This is a genomic window from Priestia sp. FSL P4-0332 (assembly GCF_038005845.1).
In the GTDB taxonomy this organism is placed as follows: domain Bacteria; phylum Bacillota; class Bacilli; order Bacillales; family Bacillaceae_H; genus Priestia.
The window spans coordinates 4493795-4509228 of the sequence record NZ_JBBOUA010000001.1 but is presented as its reverse complement, the minus strand read 5'-3'; the positions used below and the strand labels follow the sequence as shown (position 1 = coordinate 4509228).

At 39.4% G+C, this 15434-nt stretch carries 15 protein-coding genes; 12 read left to right on the top strand and 3 right to left on the bottom strand.

Annotated features, from left to right (window positions below):
* The first annotated feature begins 20 nt into the window (after nucleotides 1-20).
* Nucleotides 21-680, top strand: a complete 660-nt coding sequence (locus tag MKY06_RS23675; protein ID WP_013059324.1) for a YhcN/YlaJ family sporulation lipoprotein — start codon at nucleotides 21-23, stop codon at nucleotides 678-680.
* A gap of 103 nt (nucleotides 681-783) precedes the next feature.
* Here the strand turns inward: MKY06_RS23675 and MKY06_RS23670 are convergent, their stop codons facing one another.
* Nucleotides 784-1863: a YsnF/AvaK domain-containing protein gene (locus tag MKY06_RS23670; protein ID WP_025601770.1), complete on the bottom strand. Its 1080-nt coding sequence runs from the start codon at nucleotides 1861-1863 to the stop codon at nucleotides 784-786.
* A gap of 290 nt (nucleotides 1864-2153) precedes the next feature.
* On the opposite strand from MKY06_RS23670, the gene MKY06_RS23665 reads away from it, so the two are divergent.
* The 7 genes from MKY06_RS23665 (at nucleotide 2154) to yajC (ending at nucleotide 7365) form a co-directional block, all read left to right on the top strand.
* Nucleotides 2154-2666, top strand: coding sequence for a BofC C-terminal domain-containing protein (locus tag MKY06_RS23665; protein ID WP_051390548.1), 513 nt, complete (start codon nucleotides 2154-2156; stop codon nucleotides 2664-2666).
* Between the two features lie 321 nt (nucleotides 2667-2987).
* Nucleotides 2988-3599, top strand: coding sequence for a Holliday junction branch migration protein RuvA (gene ruvA, locus MKY06_RS23660; RefSeq protein WP_013059321.1), 612 nt, complete (start codon nucleotides 2988-2990; stop codon nucleotides 3597-3599).
* A gap of 16 nt (nucleotides 3600-3615) precedes the next feature.
* Nucleotides 3616-4617, top strand: a complete 1002-nt coding sequence (gene ruvB, locus MKY06_RS23655; RefSeq protein ID WP_013059320.1) for a Holliday junction branch migration DNA helicase RuvB — start codon at nucleotides 3616-3618, stop codon at nucleotides 4615-4617.
* Nucleotides 4614-4814 carry a DUF2905 domain-containing protein gene (locus MKY06_RS23650; RefSeq protein ID WP_013059319.1) on the top strand — a complete coding sequence of 67 codons (201 nt, stop codon included), beginning with the start codon at nucleotides 4614-4616 and terminating at the stop codon, nucleotides 4812-4814. Before ruvB ends, MKY06_RS23650 begins: the two co-directional genes overlap by 4 nt.
* A gap of 23 nt (nucleotides 4815-4837) precedes the next feature.
* Nucleotides 4838-5866, top strand: a complete 1029-nt coding sequence (gene queA / locus MKY06_RS23645; RefSeq protein ID WP_013059318.1) for a tRNA preQ1(34) S-adenosylmethionine ribosyltransferase-isomerase QueA — start codon at nucleotides 4838-4840, stop codon at nucleotides 5864-5866.
* A 23-nt stretch (nucleotides 5867-5889) separates the two neighbouring features.
* Nucleotides 5890-7029 carry a tRNA guanosine(34) transglycosylase Tgt gene (gene tgt / locus MKY06_RS23640; RefSeq protein WP_013059317.1) on the top strand — a complete coding sequence of 380 codons (1140 nt, stop codon included), beginning with the start codon at nucleotides 5890-5892 and terminating at the stop codon, nucleotides 7027-7029.
* A 72-nt stretch (nucleotides 7030-7101) separates the two neighbouring features.
* On the top strand, nucleotides 7102-7365 hold the full coding sequence (gene yajC / locus MKY06_RS23635) for a preprotein translocase subunit YajC (RefSeq protein WP_013059316.1): 264 nt from the start codon (nucleotides 7102-7104) through the stop codon (nucleotides 7363-7365).
* 35 nt (nucleotides 7366-7400) lie between these two features.
* Here yajC and MKY06_RS23630 read toward each other — a convergent pair whose 3' ends face one another.
* Nucleotides 7401-7784 carry a TIGR04086 family membrane protein gene (locus MKY06_RS23630; RefSeq protein WP_025601352.1) on the bottom strand — a complete coding sequence of 128 codons (384 nt, stop codon included), beginning with the start codon at nucleotides 7782-7784 and terminating at the stop codon, nucleotides 7401-7403.
* Between the two features lie 146 nt (nucleotides 7785-7930).
* Here MKY06_RS23630 and MKY06_RS23625 point away from each other — a divergent pair, with 146 nt between their 5' ends.
* Nucleotides 7931-8584, top strand: coding sequence for a DUF421 domain-containing protein (locus MKY06_RS23625; RefSeq protein ID WP_025601350.1), 654 nt, complete (start codon nucleotides 7931-7933; stop codon nucleotides 8582-8584).
* A 20-nt stretch (nucleotides 8585-8604) separates the two neighbouring features.
* Here the strand turns inward: MKY06_RS23625 and spoVB are convergent, their stop codons facing one another.
* The gene (spoVB, locus tag MKY06_RS23620; RefSeq protein WP_025601348.1) at nucleotides 8605-10155 is read right to left on the bottom strand and encodes a stage V sporulation protein B; all 1551 of its coding nucleotides are present in this window, start codon (nucleotides 10153-10155) and stop codon (nucleotides 8605-8607) included.
* 123 nt (nucleotides 10156-10278) lie between these two features.
* Here spoVB and MKY06_RS23615 point away from each other — a divergent pair, with 123 nt between their 5' ends.
* The 3 genes from MKY06_RS23615 to recJ all read left to right on the top strand — a co-directional run bounded on the left by MKY06_RS23615 (nucleotide 10279) and on the right by recJ (nucleotide 15430).
* Nucleotides 10279-10572: a post-transcriptional regulator gene (locus MKY06_RS23615; protein WP_013059312.1), complete on the top strand. Its 294-nt coding sequence runs from the start codon at nucleotides 10279-10281 to the stop codon at nucleotides 10570-10572.
* 137 nt (nucleotides 10573-10709) lie between these two features.
* Nucleotides 10710-12947: a protein translocase subunit SecDF gene (gene secDF / locus MKY06_RS23610; RefSeq protein WP_013059311.1), complete on the top strand. Its 2238-nt coding sequence runs from the start codon at nucleotides 10710-10712 to the stop codon at nucleotides 12945-12947.
* A gap of 140 nt (nucleotides 12948-13087) precedes the next feature.
* Complete coding sequence (gene recJ, locus MKY06_RS23605; protein WP_025601344.1) at nucleotides 13088-15430, top strand: single-stranded-DNA-specific exonuclease RecJ; 2343 nt, start codon at nucleotides 13088-13090, stop codon at nucleotides 15428-15430.
* The last annotated feature ends 4 nt before the right edge of the window (nucleotides 15431-15434 follow it).

The following is a 15434-nucleotide window of genomic DNA, read 5'->3' as shown; positions in this document are numbered from 1 at the left end:
GCTTAAATTAGGGGGCGATTATGTTGAATAGGTATGTAGCAACTTCTTTAGCTTTTGCATGTATGATGGGACTTGGCGCTTGCAATAACAAAGACCAAGGTATGGAACAGCGCTATACAGATACGACACAGCCTGTTGGGTATCATACAAATGAAAAAGCGAATGAACATCGCGTAGATAATCCGAAAGGTCCAATGACTGAAGTTTTAGATGGGAATGGAACACCTAATTATCCGTTAAACGTAAGTGATGGACGTTTTGACAATCCGACAAACCCTTATGGAAACATCAATAATACAAATGATCGTACAAATGGTGTTGCTAATATGTATTATGGTGAAGATTATCCAAGAGACTTTACAGAAAAAGTGGCTGATCGGGCTGCAAGCGTTAAAGGTGTAGAAAATAGTCGCGCCGTTGTCCGTGGAGATCAGCTATTAGTTGCTGTGGATCCGGCCAAAGACATAAATAACGGCCGTTTAAAACAAAACGTGCTCGATAAAGTAAAGCCTATTGCAAAGGACTACAATGTTCAAGTAAAAGTAGATCATGATGTATTTATGAACGCTCGCTCTCTTGATGACGATATTCGAAATGGAAAAGACCGAAATACGATTCAAACTAATTTCAATGGTCTATTTGAATCAGTCGATGAGAATGTCAATCATAAACATCGTTAAATGAAGAAGCAGCTGTCTGTGAAGGACGGCTGTTTTTTTGATGAGAAGACATATAAAAAAGCTGCCATTGAAGCCAGGCAGCTATTCCTCGAACATGTAACTATTAATTTTTCTTGTTAGAAGCAGATTTGTTTGTTGTTTTGGATTCCGCTTCTTCCTTTTGAGCGTTAGTTTCATTTTGTTTGAGGCGACCTTCTCTTTTTTTCGTATCTGCTGGTGCCGTAGCGACACTCTTTGTATTTTTTACATTTTTTGCAGAAGAGCTTGTCTCATTAGCTTGTGTGTTTGGCTTCTCGTTGTTAGTTGTCTGACTATTTTCGTATTCAGCTTCCACGTCGCTTGCTAGAGCTGCAGAAACTTGAGCGTAAGTATTGTCTGTATAGTTCATCATATTTTCGTATACTTCAGGGCTCGCGAGTCCATCAGGTTCTACGCTTGCTTCTTCTTTCTTAATCGTTTCAGTCCATTCTTTTGTTTCTTGAATAAGTTTTTTTCCTATAATTACTTCTTCAACAATAACTGGTCTTTTGGTTATTTCTACTCGTTCTTCCATGATTGGAACACGAATAATTTCATCTTCTGTAAGTGGCCCAGCGTTATAGTCTCCGTCAACTACAGGGCGACGTTCAATATAAAACTCTTCTCTCGTAACAGGAACGTGTACAGTTCTTTCTTCCTCTATTACTTTTTTGTGGAGTTTTACTTCACCGACTTGGACGCGTTCTTTTAAGACATCTAATTTTTCTTCACGTAGTTGGACGGCTCTATGCTCGTTGTGTTCCGTATAGGTTCCGTACGCTGGAGTTTGTTCAGAGCTTACGGCATCTATCAAGATTAGAATTTTACCAGCAGCTACATCTGTCTCGCACTGCACGGCTGAGAAGTCTGGTATGCCCATGCGGATTAATTTTGATTTCAAGCCGTTTCCTTGTTTGAGCCCCATGCCGCCTGTCATCATGGTAAAAAAGTTATCCATCATGACGCCAGCTAATGAACTTACGGCAGGTGAACCAGCTTCAATAATTACATTTGTATCGTGACCTATTTGAAATGTATTGCTTTTACTGTTAGAAATGACCATAATGTCTGTTTCTCGATAACCTTGACGCTTTAAATTATGGATAACATCTAAAGCTTCTTTCTCTGAAAAAAAAGTTCCGACTACACGTTTATTCATTCTCATTACTTCAGCTCCCTTTTTATGAAAATAGATAATAGAAGTCCTTACAATTACTTCCACTATGTACATACCCTTCGAAAATTTAATTAAAACGTTCAAGAGAAAATTTTACAAATAGTGTGCAAATGTAACAAATACTCCATGTTTTCTTAACATAATATCGTAAAAGGGATTTGCTTCATAAAATAAGAGGATAAAAGAAAATAAGTAGGTCAAACTATTAGTGTAGATTTTCACAAAACCTTTTTAGATAATACTAAAAAGAGTATGATTAACGTGTGAGGTGAAGGTGAGTGAAGAAAGTCATTCATCAAGCAGCTTTTTTAATGCTAGTAAGTATTGTGCTTTGTATAATGCCATACCGTGCAGATGCGAATGAAAAGGAGCCGATGACATTATTTCTTGAGCGCGTGTATGTGGATGGAGTCGTAAGTCAAGAGATGATCAAAAGCCCTTCTATGACGAAAAAACAATTAATGAAAAAATATAAAAATTGGCGACTGCTTAAAGAAACGGATCAAGAGCTAGTTTTTAGAACAAGCATAGACGATATTTCACCTATTTTAAAAGAAAACGGTTATGTAGGGCTTTCTGTTAACGGTATTCTCTCAGCATTTGAAGGCAAACCAGCTTCGTCGCAGCACATTATACAGTCGTTTTTTCAAATTGACATCAAAAGGCTTGAGAGTTATCAGCATGAACAATTAAAGAAAGGTATTCGCGTTCAATCAAAAGATGAATATCTTTCTCTCATTAATTTCTATAAAATCTATCAGCTCCAGCAGCGGCCGCTTTCAATCAAGTAGCCGTTTTTTAGTATGGTAAAATAATTATTGAATTCAACATTCTAAATTGCTTCTATTTGCTTTTGGCGATATGTTAAAATGGTATTCAGCAGTCTAGTATTGTATATATTTTAAAAGGTCATTCATCAATAGAAGTGGGCGGTTCTATTTTTTACAGCTATTGTAAAAATAGGTTGACAAAGATGAAAAGAGGCAAACGTTCTCTTGAACGTCTTTTTAAAAAGCAGCTTTAAAGGAAAATAGAGAACGATGCGGGCAGGATTCTTCGTAGGCAAAGTTGAAGATCACTGCCCGCGCGTACGTGATTAAGGAGAGAGCTTATTGTTTGATTATATCAAAGGCACCGTTACATATATAAATCCTGAGTATGTAGTAATCGAAAACAACGGGATAGGCTATCAAGTCTTTACGCCGAATCCATATGTATTTTCAATTGATGAACAACCCAAGACGGTTTACACCTATCAATATGTAAGAGAAGACGTAATTGCACTTTACGGGTTTGCTTCCCGAGAACAAAAGGATTTATTTATGAAGTTAATTAGCGTGTCAGGAATCGGCCCAAAAGGCGGTTTAGCTATTTTAGCGTCAGGTAATCCAGCGCAGGTTGTCCAAGCTGTGGAAGAGGAAGACGAGAAGTTTTTAGTTAAGTTTCCAGGAGTAGGTAAAAAAACAGCTCGACAGATGATTCTAGATTTAAAAGGAAAACTGCATGATATTGTACCAGATGCCGTTCCTTCTTTATTTGCAGATTTGGACGCACAAGAAGTCAAATCTCAAAGTTCAGAAGCACTCGATGAAGCGATTGAAGCACTGAAAGTATTAGGTTATGCAGAAAGAGAAATCAAAAAAATTGTTCCGGCTTTAATGAAGGAAACGATGACAACGGATCAGTATATTAAAGAAGCGTTAAAACGATTATTGAAACAATAAGTAAGGGAGGAGTAAAATGGACGATCGTATTGTAACGGGAGATGTTCTTGGTGAAGAAGAAATCATCGAGCAAAGTTTGCGGCCGCAAACCTTACAGCAGTACATTGGTCAGCATAAAGTAAAATCCCATCTTGACATTTTTATTAAAGCTGCCAAAATGCGAAGCGAAACGTTAGATCACGTGCTTTTATATGGTCCTCCAGGATTGGGGAAAACAACTCTTGCTACTATTATCGCTAATGAAATGGGCGTGCAAATCCGAACGACCTCAGGACCAGCTATTGAGCGTCCAGGAGACTTAGCCGCAGTTTTAACTAGCTTAGAGCCTGGAGATGTGCTTTTTATTGATGAAATTCATCGATTAAATCGTTCGGTTGAAGAAGTACTATACCCAGCAATGGAAGATTTCTGTTTAGATATTGTTATTGGAAAAGGACCGAGTGCACGTTCCGTCCGTCTGGATTTGCCTCCGTTTACGCTAGTAGGTGCAACGACAAGAGCAGGGCTTTTATCTTCTCCTTTGCGTGATCGCTTCGGCGTTTTAAGCCGTTTAGAATATTACCAAGAAGAAGATCTTGCTTCGATAGTAGAAAGGACAGCCGCTATTTTAGATGTAGAGATTGATGAGAAAGCTACGTTTGAGATGGCTAGGCGTGCTAGGGGAACCCCGCGTATTGCGAATCGCTTGCTTCGAAGAGTCAGAGATTTTGCTCAGGTCAAAGGAGACGGAGCCATAACCGAAAGGCTTGCCAACGAAGCATTAGAAATGTTGCAGGTGGACCGTTTAGGTCTTGATCATATTGACCATAAATTATTAAGAGGGATTATCGAAAAATTTAGGGGCGGACCTGTAGGGTTAGACACCATATCGGCTACTATTGGTGAAGAGTCTCACACAATTGAAGACGTATACGAGCCGTATCTATTGCAAATCGGCTTTTTGCAGCGAACGCCGCGAGGACGAATTGTGACGCCTTTGGTTTATGATCATTTTCAGCTGGAGGTGCCTGATCAGTGAATGATATGCCTAAGATGCTTATCACATTAGGGGGCATTTTAGTCGTCATTGGGCTATTATGGCAGTTTGTTGGCAAGCTTCCTGGCGATATTTTTATCAAAAAAGGAAATACAACCTTTTATTTCCCGATTGTGACATGTATTCTAGTAAGCGTTGTGTTATCACTTATTTTTTATGTAATTGGCAAATTTAAATAATTAAGTAGAAACAGGTGAACATTTTGAAAGTAGATTTATTTGATTTTCATTTACCAGAAGAATTGATTGCCCAAACGCCGCTTGAGCAGCGAGATGCGTCAAGACTCATGGTATTAAACAAGGAAACAGGAAGTGTGAAGCATCATATGTTTCATGACCTTCTTGATTATGTGCAAGAAGGAGATTGTTTAGTGTTAAACGACACGCGTGTTCTTCCTGCACGATTATTTGGGACAAAAGAAGATACAGGTGCTAATATTGAAGTATTGCTTTTAAAACAAACACAAGGCGATACGTGGGAGACGCTTGTAAAACCGGCTAAGCGAGTAAAAGAAGGCACGGTTATTTCGTTTGGTGACGGACGTCTGACAGCTGTATGTAAAGAAACGAGCGACCAAGGCGGACGTTTGTTAGAATTTAACTATGAAGGCATCTTTTATGAGGTGTTGGAACAACTGGGAGAAATGCCGCTGCCGCCTTATATTAAAGAACGCTTGGATGATCAAGAGCGCTACCAAACGGTTTTTGCTCGCGAACAAGGTTCTGCAGCAGCGCCAACAGCAGGTCTTCACTTTACAGAAGAGATGCTTGAACAGTTAAAAGAAAAAGGTGTGCATATTGCATTTTTAACGCTTCATGTCGGATTGGGTACATTCCGTCCAGTCAGCGTTGACGACTTAGAAGAGCACGATATGCACTCAGAGTTTTATCAAGTGAGTGAAGGAACCGCTGCTTTACTAAACAGCGTACGCGAAAAAGGCGGTCGCATTATTTCAGTAGGCACAACTTCTACCCGTACCCTTGAAACGATTGCAACTGAGCATAACGGCAAATTTGTTGCTTCTTCAGGCTGGACCAATATTTTTATCTTCCCAGGGTATGAATTTAAAGCAATTGATGGAATGATTACAAATTTCCACCTTCCAAAATCTACGCTCATTATGCTTGTAAGTGCCTTAGCAGGAAGGGAAAACGTCATTTCTGCCTATGAACAAGCTGTAGCAGAGAAGTATCGCTTTTTCAGCTTCGGCGACGCGATGCTAATTTTGTAATTTAACATGAAAGGAATACATCAATGACAGCAATTCGTTACGAACATATAAAAACTTGTAAACAAACAGGAGCGCGTTTAGGGATTGTCCATACGCCTCACGGCTCATTTGAAACGCCTATTTTTATGCCAGTAGGCACATTAGCTACAGTAAAAACAATGTCTCCGGAAGATTTAAAAGCAATGGGAGCAGGCATTATTTTAAGTAATACGTATCATTTATGGCTTCGTCCGGGTCATGAAATTGTTAAAAAAGCGGGAGGCCTTCATAAATTTATGAACTGGGATCGTCCCATCTTAACGGATTCAGGCGGCTTCCAAGTTTTTAGCTTAAGTGATTTGCGCCGTATTGAAGAAGAAGGAGTTCATTTCCGCAACCATTTGAATGGAGACAAGCTTTTCTTATCTCCAGAAAAAGCGATGGACATTCAAAATGCGCTTGGGTCTGATATTATGATGGCATTTGATGAATGTCCACCTTATCCAGCAGAATATGACTACTTAAAACGTTCAGTTGAACGCACAAGCCGCTGGGCAGAGCGATGCCTTGAGGCTCACAGCCGCCCTCAAGACCAAGGTCTTTTTGGGATTGTTCAAGGCGGAGAGTTTGAAGATTTACGCCGTCAAAGTGCAGCTGATTTAGTTTCAATGGACTTCCCAGGTTATGCTGTGGGAGGCCTGTCAGTTGGAGAACCAAAAGATGTAATGAATCGTGTGCTTGAGTTTACGACGCCATACTTACCAACCGACAAACCACGTTATTTAATGGGAGTAGGATCACCTGACTCGTTAATTGATGGAGCGATTCGCGGGATCGATATGTTTGATTGCGTATTACCAACGCGTATTGCACGTAACGGAACGCTTATGACAAGCGAAGGTCGTCTTGTTGTTAAAAATGCAAAATATGCAGAAGACTTCGGTCCGATTGATCCAAATTGTGACTGCTATACATGTCAAAATTATTCAAGAGCGTATATTCGCCACTTAATTCGTTGTAATGAAACGTTTGGAATTCGTTTAACATCTTACCATAACTTATATTTTCTGCTAAACTTAATGGAGCAAGTCCGTGAAGCCATTCGCGAAGACCGACTTGGCGATTTCCGCGATGAGTTCTTTGAAAAATATGGGTTTAACGGCCCGGACGCAAAGAATTTCTAGGTCACTACAGGAATTTTCATCAAATTTATGAATGAGTACCTGTTGATAATATAAATAAAAGGAGGAGTTTTCATGGGTGTTTTACAAAATATTTGGCCATTACTTTTAATGTTTGTCATTTTCTATTTCTTGTTAATCCGTCCACAGCAAAAACGTCAAAAAAACGTACAGCAAATGCAATCAGCACTTAAAAAAGGTGATAAGGTTGTTACAATTGGCGGTATGCACGGTTTGGTAGACGCAATTGATGAGTCACAAGTTGTGGTTCGCAGCACTGACGGTTCAAAATTAACGTTTGATCGCAATGCTATTCGTGAAGTAAGAAGCGTAGATTAATAAAAAAACGTCACGTACATGTACGTGACGTTTTTTTATGCTTCTCGTGAACCGGCAATGTTTACGCCAACAATTCCCCCGAGAATAGCGACTCCAATAAATCCAGCGTGAAATAACAGCTGCTGTGCAGAAAACAGGTGACTATAGCCGAGGAATTGTAGTAAAAACATTAAAAAAGAATAAGAAACACCAGTGGCTCCTCCAACAAGAAGTCCCTTTGAACCGTTTCGTCCTCCCGCAATAAATCCTCCGATAAACAGTGTAATAAATGAGAGAATAAGTAAAAATAAACGGACCGACTGTTCTTCAACCGATGTGAATTTTAAAATAAGCGAAAAGATAATGCTAATCGCTAAAGCCATCACTAAGATTGTTGCTACTCCCGCAAATACAGCGTTACTCATTCGTTTTGCACCCAACTTGTTTCCCCCTCATGAAATAAAAAGATAGGTGAACCCTTAGTACGAGCATATTCGGGATGACTTCAAAATAGACGCATAAAAGTAAGGCTATTTTAAAATAAATGGTACAAACTACAAGGGAATACATAAAGGAGGTCTTTGCAGTGGAACTATTGATCATGGTTGCGCGAACCGTGCTTTTATACGTAGTAGTTTTAATTATTTTTCGCGTCATGGGTAAAAGGGAAATAGGAGAGCTGAGCATTTTGGATTTAGTTGTCTTTATTATGATTGCTGAAATGGCAGTAATGGCTATTGAAAACCCGAAAGATCCTTTGCTGTATTCAATTCTTCCGATGTTAACGCTTCTTATTATTCAAATCGGCTTAGCTATATGGTCTCTTAAAAGCAATCGAATGCGAAATTTTATTGATGGCAAACCTAGTATTATCATTGAAAATGGAAAAATAAACGAACATGAAATGAAAAGGCAGCGATATAACTTCAATGACTTGCTCGTGCAGCTGCGAGATAAAAATATAAAAAATGTAGCTGATGTTGAATTTGCTATTTTAGAATCTTCAGGAAGGCTATCCGTGTTTGAAAAAGATCAGCAATCACGTGAAAAAGGCAATTTGAATTTGCCTTTTATCATTGACGGCATTATTCAAGAAGAGCATCTGCTGCATGAACATCAAACGACGGAATGGTTAAAGACAGAGCTGGCAAAGCTAGGGTATTCAAACTTAGATAAGATTTCATATTGCAGCTACGACAACGGAAAATTTTTTATAGATTTGGTAGATGTGAAACAATAAAACGCGGATTGCTCCGCGTTTTATTTTCGTTTAAAATAGCGTAAAACAGAAAAACGGTTTAATTCTTCTTTTGTTATCAGTCTAAAAAGCAGCAAAAACAGTACGTATACAACGCTTGTAAGTGCAATTGATAAAACGGTTCGTAAGCTCAAAGGGATGGAAGTGAAAAGATTCATATAAGCGAAGTGTCCGGTAAAACCTGATATGCCCATTACAGCAAAGCTGCGAAGGTACTCAAACACATGAAGCTTATACGTAATTTTTTTCATAACCGTAGACAGATGTAAAAGAGTGACAAGCATCATTCCAACAACAATTGCAAGACCAGCTCCCATAATGCCTAGATTGGGCTGAGTTGCGAGTAAGAAGATAAGAGATGTTTTGACCGCTGCTCCTATAAAACTGTTAATCATGGCGGCTTTTGCAAGGTCTAGCGCTTGCAGAACAGCTTGAAGCGGCCCTTGAAAGTAATAAAAGATAAAAAAAGGCGCCATTACTTTGACAAAAATAGCAGCTTTGTCAGAACCATACATCAATTCCATTACCGGATTAGCAAATACATAAAGAACAACAACGGCCAGACCGCCTGTTACAAACGACAAGCGGAGAGCTTGATGAAGCCGATATTCGATTTGTTTCATTTGATTCTGTGCAAGAGATTCACTGATTGCGGGAACCAAAGAAGTGGATAGAGACACCGTTACAAAAGAAGGCAACATCAGGAGAGGGAGTGCAAAGCCTGTTAATTCCCCGTACTGCTTCGTTGCTACAGCTGTCGCTACTCCTGCAATTGCTAAACTTTGAGCTACTACAATCGGTTCTAAAAACCAAGAAATTGACCCAATCATGCGGCTTCCTGTCGTGGGAAGAGCGATTCGCATTAAGTCAAAGAACGTATCTTTGCCTGCATGTAAAGAAGCAAAAAATTTTCGTCTTACCGTTATTTTCTTCTTTCGCTTGAACATAAACACCATATAAAACAGTGAAGCTAGTTCTCCAAATACAGAAGATAGCATAGCGCCAGCCGCAGCGTACTCAATTCCATAAGGCAAAAATGCTTTTGTACATACGGCAATTAACGTAATGCGCACCACTTGTTCGATAATTTGAGAATAAGCGGCAGGCTTCATTTGCTGCTTTCCTTGAAAATATCCGCGGATGACAGACGAGACGGCGATGATTGGAATAACTGGAATAATCGCAAGCAGCGGATAGATCGTACGTGAATCTGTAAAGAAGGTTTTTGCTACAACGGGAGCGAATAATATTAGTCCGAGCGTAAATAAAATGCTCAGCGTACACGTAATACTTAAAGAGACGACAAGTATTTTTTTTATTTTATGCCTGTCACCTAAAGCTTCTGCTTCTGCCACTAACTTGGATATGGCAACCGGTAGCCCAAGCTGTGTTAAGGTGATTACTAATACCAGCGTGGGGACCGCCATCATATAAAGTCCCACACCTTCGTCTCCAATCATTCGAGCCACCACAATTCGATTGACAAACCCGAGTACACGTGTAATTAAGCCAGCAATTATTAAAATAATAGTTCCCTGTAAAAATTTAGACATATACTCACTCTTTCTTGAGGTTTATACAGTGAATATATGCGCCCCCGGTGTCCAAGCATGACAAGTATTCCTCATACGAGAAAGAAATTTTACGCAAAATGTCAAACGGAAAGGAGGATCGATATGACACATCCATTTATTTCAGCTTCGAAAGAACTTATACAGCCTGTCTTATCCAGCAAAATGGAAGAATTTCATATGCTTGGATATGAAGAAGTAACGGAGAACGATTTATTGAGTTATTTAGAAATGAAAAAATGGAAAAAAGAAAGGGAGCTATCTCTCCATCAAGTTGTAAATGATATTTTATCTGTTAAGATCACGCAGGTGATGAGTTATGTAACAATTGAATCTTATAAATCTGATATGTTCTCAAGTGTTAATAATGGAGAAGACTGGAAAGAATTATTAAAGTAAAGCTTGTAAAATACATGTATTAAAATTTGATAAGGTCTTTATTTGACAGACATTAGGTTATGAATGATAATTAGATTGGTCATTTATCTATTGTTATCATTTCATGTTTTTTACATAAGAAGGAGGATTTTCTGTCGATGGTTAAAAGAGGACGTATCGTTGCCTTTTTCCTCTTAGTACTGCTTGTGTTTAGTACAATCGGAACAACGATGACTGGAATTACAAAAGATATTAAACTTGGCCTCGACCTTCAAGGTGGATTTGAAATTTTATATAAAGTCAGTCCAGCTAAAAAAGGCGATGTCATTGACAAAAAGGCACTTAACAGCACGGTTGAAGCGCTCCGTCAACGTGTCGATGTACTGGGAGTTAGTGAGCCCAGCATTCAAATTGAAGGAAACGACCGCATCCGCGTTCAGCTAGCTGGTGTCACGAATCAAAAGCAAGCCAGGGATCTGTTATCAACTCAAGCAAACTTAACGTTCCGTGACGTGAACGATAAGGTGCTGATGGATGGTACAGACTTAGCGCAAGGCGGAGCAAAGCAATCGTTTGACCAAAGCAATCAGCCTAGCGTCTCACTAAAGTTAAAAAATGCGAAAAAATTTGAAAAGATCACGCGAGAGCTTTCTCAAAAACCAGCACCTAACAATTTAATTGTCATTTGGCTGGATTATGAAGAAGGAAAAGACTCGTACCAAAAAGAAGCGACAAAACAAAATCCGAAGTATCTATCTGCAGCCTCTGTTAGCAGCGTGTTAACACAGCCAGATGTTGAGATTTCAGGTGGCAACTTCACAGTGAAAAGTGCAACGCAGCTGGCGGAATTGCTAAATGCCGGGTCGCTGCCGGTTAAATTAGATGAATTATACTCTACATCCGTTGGAGCACAGTTTGGAGAAGAAGCTCTTCATACGACTATATTAGCGGGTATTATCGGCATCGGAATTATCTTCCTTTACATGCTGTTTTTCTATCGTTTACCGGGGCTTATTGCCGTTATTACACTCAGTTTTTATATCTACTTAAACTTAGTGGTATTTGACTGGATGCACGTGGTTATGACGCTTCCAGGTATTGCGGCTCTTATTCTCGGTGTAGGTATGGCAGTAGATGCGAATATCATTACCTACGAGCGGATTAAAGATGAACTGAAAACAGGAAGGTCTGTTATATCGGCTTACCGGGCAGGGAATCGTCGTTCACTTGCGACCATTTTTGATGCCAATATTACAACGATGTTAGCGGCTCTTGTATTATTCTTTTATGGTCAAAGTTCAGTAAAAGGATTTGCCACAACGTTAATGATCGGGATTGTGCTAAGCTTTGTAACTGCTGTTTATGGTACTCGTTTACTAATGAGTCTTTTAGTAAACAGCCGCTGGTTTGATAAAAAACCAGGCTACTTTGGCGTGAAGAAAGAGCAAATTCACGATTTAAGCAAAGATGACGGCACAACCGTTTTACCTACAGCGTGGGATAAAATTGACTTTGTTAAATACCGTAAAGCATTTTTCACGTTTTCAAGCGTGCTTGTGATTATCGGTATTATCTCGGTTGCTGTGTTCAGGCTGAACCTCGGTATTGACTTTACGAGCGGAACTCGCATAGAGATTCCGGCAAATCATACCGTTACGCAGGCTGAGATACAGCGCGAAATGAAGTCTCTCGATATCAAAACGGATGACGTAGTTATTACAGGGAAAAGTAATGATACGGGTGTCGTACGTGTAGTTGGGGTCTTGAATAAAAAAGAAATTGCCAATTTAAAAGATCACTTTAAAGATAAATACGGTTCTGAACCAAATGTAAGCACCGTTTCACCGACAGTAGGAAAAGAACTGGCGAAAAATGCAATGATGGCGATTGTAATTGCTTCAATCGGAATTATCATTTATGTAACGATTCGATTTGAATTTTACATGGCGCTTGCAGCCGTGCTTGCCCTGTTGCATGATGCGTTCTTTATCGTTACGGTCTTTAGTTTAACGAAGTTAGAGGTTGATTTAACGTTTATTGCTGCTGTCTTGACGATTGTTGGTTACTCAATTAACGATACGATCGTTACGTTTGACCGCATTCGTGAAAATATGCAGAAATTTAAATCCAAATCGTTTGACGATTTGGCGTTTATCGTAAATCTAAGTTTGCGTGAAACGTTTACTCGTTCAATGAACACCGTGTTAACAGTTGTAATTGCAGTTGTAGCACTTCTTCTATTCGGAAGTGAATCGATTCAAAACTTCTCAATTGCCCTGTTAGTAGGCTTAATCCTTGGTGCATATTCATCTGTGTTTATTGCTGCTCAGCTATGGCTTGTGTGGAAAGGAAAACAGTTGAAGCGTGAGGAACAAAAAGAAGTAGAAAGCAAGTAATTCAAAAACGTGCGAAGTGTTCGCACGTTTTTTTGTACGTGAAAATTCAAGCCGTACTGTCAGAAAAATGTGCTTATTTTCTTTCGTTGCTCCATTTCATCCACTCTAGTATAATAATGTGGGTTAAGGGGTGAAGAGACATGTTACAGTCAAAAAAACGTTGGAATGTTCAAGAATGTGATGAACAACTTGTTAATGAATTTGTAGAAAACCTCAATATTACACCTCTAGTAGCTTCGTTATTACTTAATAGAGGCATGACAACAGTAGAAGCGGCACGTGAGTTTTTACACGTTGATGCACAAACGTTCCACGATCCGTTTTTATTGCATGATATGGACAAAGCAGTGGCTCGTATTCAGCAAGCAATTGATCATAATGAAAAAATTATGATTTATGGAGATTACGATGCTGACGGCGTCAGCAGCACTTCTGTTATGTTATCTGCTTTACAGCAGCTTGGCGCTGATGTTGATTTTTATATTCCTAATCGCTTTACAGAAGGTTATGGGCCGAATAAGGCGGCATTTGATAAAATAAGCGCAGGCGGCTATCAGCTGGTGATTACGGTAGACACAGGTATTTCGGCAGTCGAAGAAACTGCGTATGCACGTGAATTAAACTTTGATTTAATTATTACTGATCACCACGAGCCGGGGCCGGTTTTACCGGATGCTTATGCAATTATTCATCCAAAGCTGCCGGGAAGTACATATCCATTTAAAGAACTGGCAGGTGTAGGAGTCGCTTTTAAACTCGCTCATGCGCTGTTAGGGGAGCTTCCGGAACATTTGTTAGAACTAGCAGTAATTGGGACGATTGCTGACTTAGTTCCTTTAGTCGAAGAAAACCGCTTAATTGCTCGCAAAGGTCTTGACTATCTCAAGCTCACTAAGCGCACCGGAATTGAAGCGCTGCTGAGCGTATGTGGAGTAAAACGTGAAGAAATTAATGAGGATACAATTGGATTTGCGATGGCTCCTCGCATTAATGCAGTAGGACGTCTTCAAGATGCCGATCCAGCTGTTCATTTGCTTATGACGACAAATGCTGAAGAGGCAAAAGGCTTAGCTAAAGAAATTGATGCGTTAAACAAGGAAAGGCAGCAAATCGTAAACGATATTACAGAGGAAGCCGTTGAATTTGTTGAGAGTATGTATCCTCCGGATGAAAACAGCGTTCTTATTGTAGAGGGAGAAGGATGGAATGCAGGCGTTGTTGGAATTGTCGCTTCTAGGCTCGTAGAAAAATTCTATAGACCAACAATTGTACTAAGTATTGACTCTGAAAACCGTATTGCCAAAGGTTCAGCAAGAAGTATCGAAGGTTTTGACTTATTCGCGAACTTATCTAAGTGCCGTGACATTTTGCCGCATTTTGGAGGGCATCCAATGGCAGCCGGCATGACATTAAACAGCGATGATGTAGAAGAGCTGCGCAGACGTCTTAATGAACAAGCAAGCAACGTGTTAACCGAACAGGATTTTATTCCAATTACATCAGTTGATACAGTATGCACAACAGAGGAAATTACGCTGGAAAACATTGAACAAATGAGTGCGCTTGCTCCATTTGGTATGCATAACCCGAAGCCAAAAGTTCTCATTAAAGATGTTCATACAACATCTATGCGGAAAATTGGTGCTAATAAAAATCATTTAAAACTCGTATTTGAAGACAGCGGTGTATCGGTTGATGCAGTAGGATTTGGGTTAGGCTATATATTAGATGAAGTATCTCCTATAGCTAAAGTATCATTAGTAGGTGAACTATCTATTAATGAGTGGAATAATATGCGCAAGCCGCAGCTGATGGTGGAAGATATTTCTGTAGATGAATGGCAGATATTTGATTATCGCAGTGCAGTTGATGTCAAACGTTTCTTTCAGCAGGTATTTACGGATCAAATGAAAGTTGTTGCTTTTCACGCTTCAACAATTGATAAATACAAGTCGCTGCTGCCGATGGAGCATGTTGTTCTTATTCAAGATGAAGAACAGGCAAAAGCATGTATGTTTGCAGGGGAACAGATCGTTTTATTAGATTTGCCTCCTTCACGGAAATGGCTTGAATGTTTGTTTGTCCAAGGTATCCCTTCTAGAATATACGCTATTTTCTTAACGGAAGAAGACCATTATTTTGATACAATCCCAACTCGCGATCATTTTAAATGGTTTTACGGCTTTTTAGCGAAAAAGGGTCCATTTGATTTAAAACGCTACAAAGAAGATTTAGCGATTCATAAGGGCTGGTCAAAAGAAACGATTGATTTTATGGCAAAGGTGTTTTTTGAGTTAGAATTTGTTACAATAAACAATGGCTTAATTTCGTTAGTGAAAAATTCTGCGAAACGTGATTTAATAGAATCTGCGACTTATCGCCAAAAGCAGCAGCAGATTGAAATAGAAAAAAACTTTATTTATACGTCATATGTACAGCTTAAAAATCAATTTCAAGATATTTTTAAGCGTTCGATTGAATGAGGAG

Excerpts from the sequence above, each read along its gene's own strand:
- MKY06_RS23675 (WP_013059324.1), top strand. The coding sequence starts at position 21 with ATGTTGAATAGGTATGTAGCAACTTCTTTAGCTTTTGCATGTATGATG.
- MKY06_RS23670 (WP_025601770.1), bottom strand. The coding sequence starts at position 1,863 with ATGAGAATGAATAAACGTGTAGTCGGAACTTTTTTTTCAGAGAAAGAA.
- ruvB (WP_013059320.1), top strand. The coding sequence starts at position 3,616 with ATGGACGATCGTATTGTAACGGGAGATGTTCTTGGTGAAGAAGAAATC.
- tgt (WP_013059317.1), top strand. The coding sequence starts at position 5,890 with ATGACAGCAATTCGTTACGAACATATAAAAACTTGTAAACAAACAGGA.
- yajC (WP_013059316.1), top strand. The coding sequence starts at position 7,102 with ATGGGTGTTTTACAAAATATTTGGCCATTACTTTTAATGTTTGTCATT.
- spoVB (WP_025601348.1), bottom strand. The coding sequence starts at position 10,155 with ATGTCTAAATTTTTACAGGGAACTATTATTTTAATAATTGCTGGCTTA.
- MKY06_RS23615 (WP_013059312.1), top strand. The coding sequence starts at position 10,279 with ATGACACATCCATTTATTTCAGCTTCGAAAGAACTTATACAGCCTGTC.
- secDF (WP_013059311.1), top strand. The coding sequence starts at position 10,710 with ATGGTTAAAAGAGGACGTATCGTTGCCTTTTTCCTCTTAGTACTGCTT.
- recJ (WP_025601344.1), top strand. The coding sequence starts at position 13,088 with ATGTTACAGTCAAAAAAACGTTGGAATGTTCAAGAATGTGATGAACAA.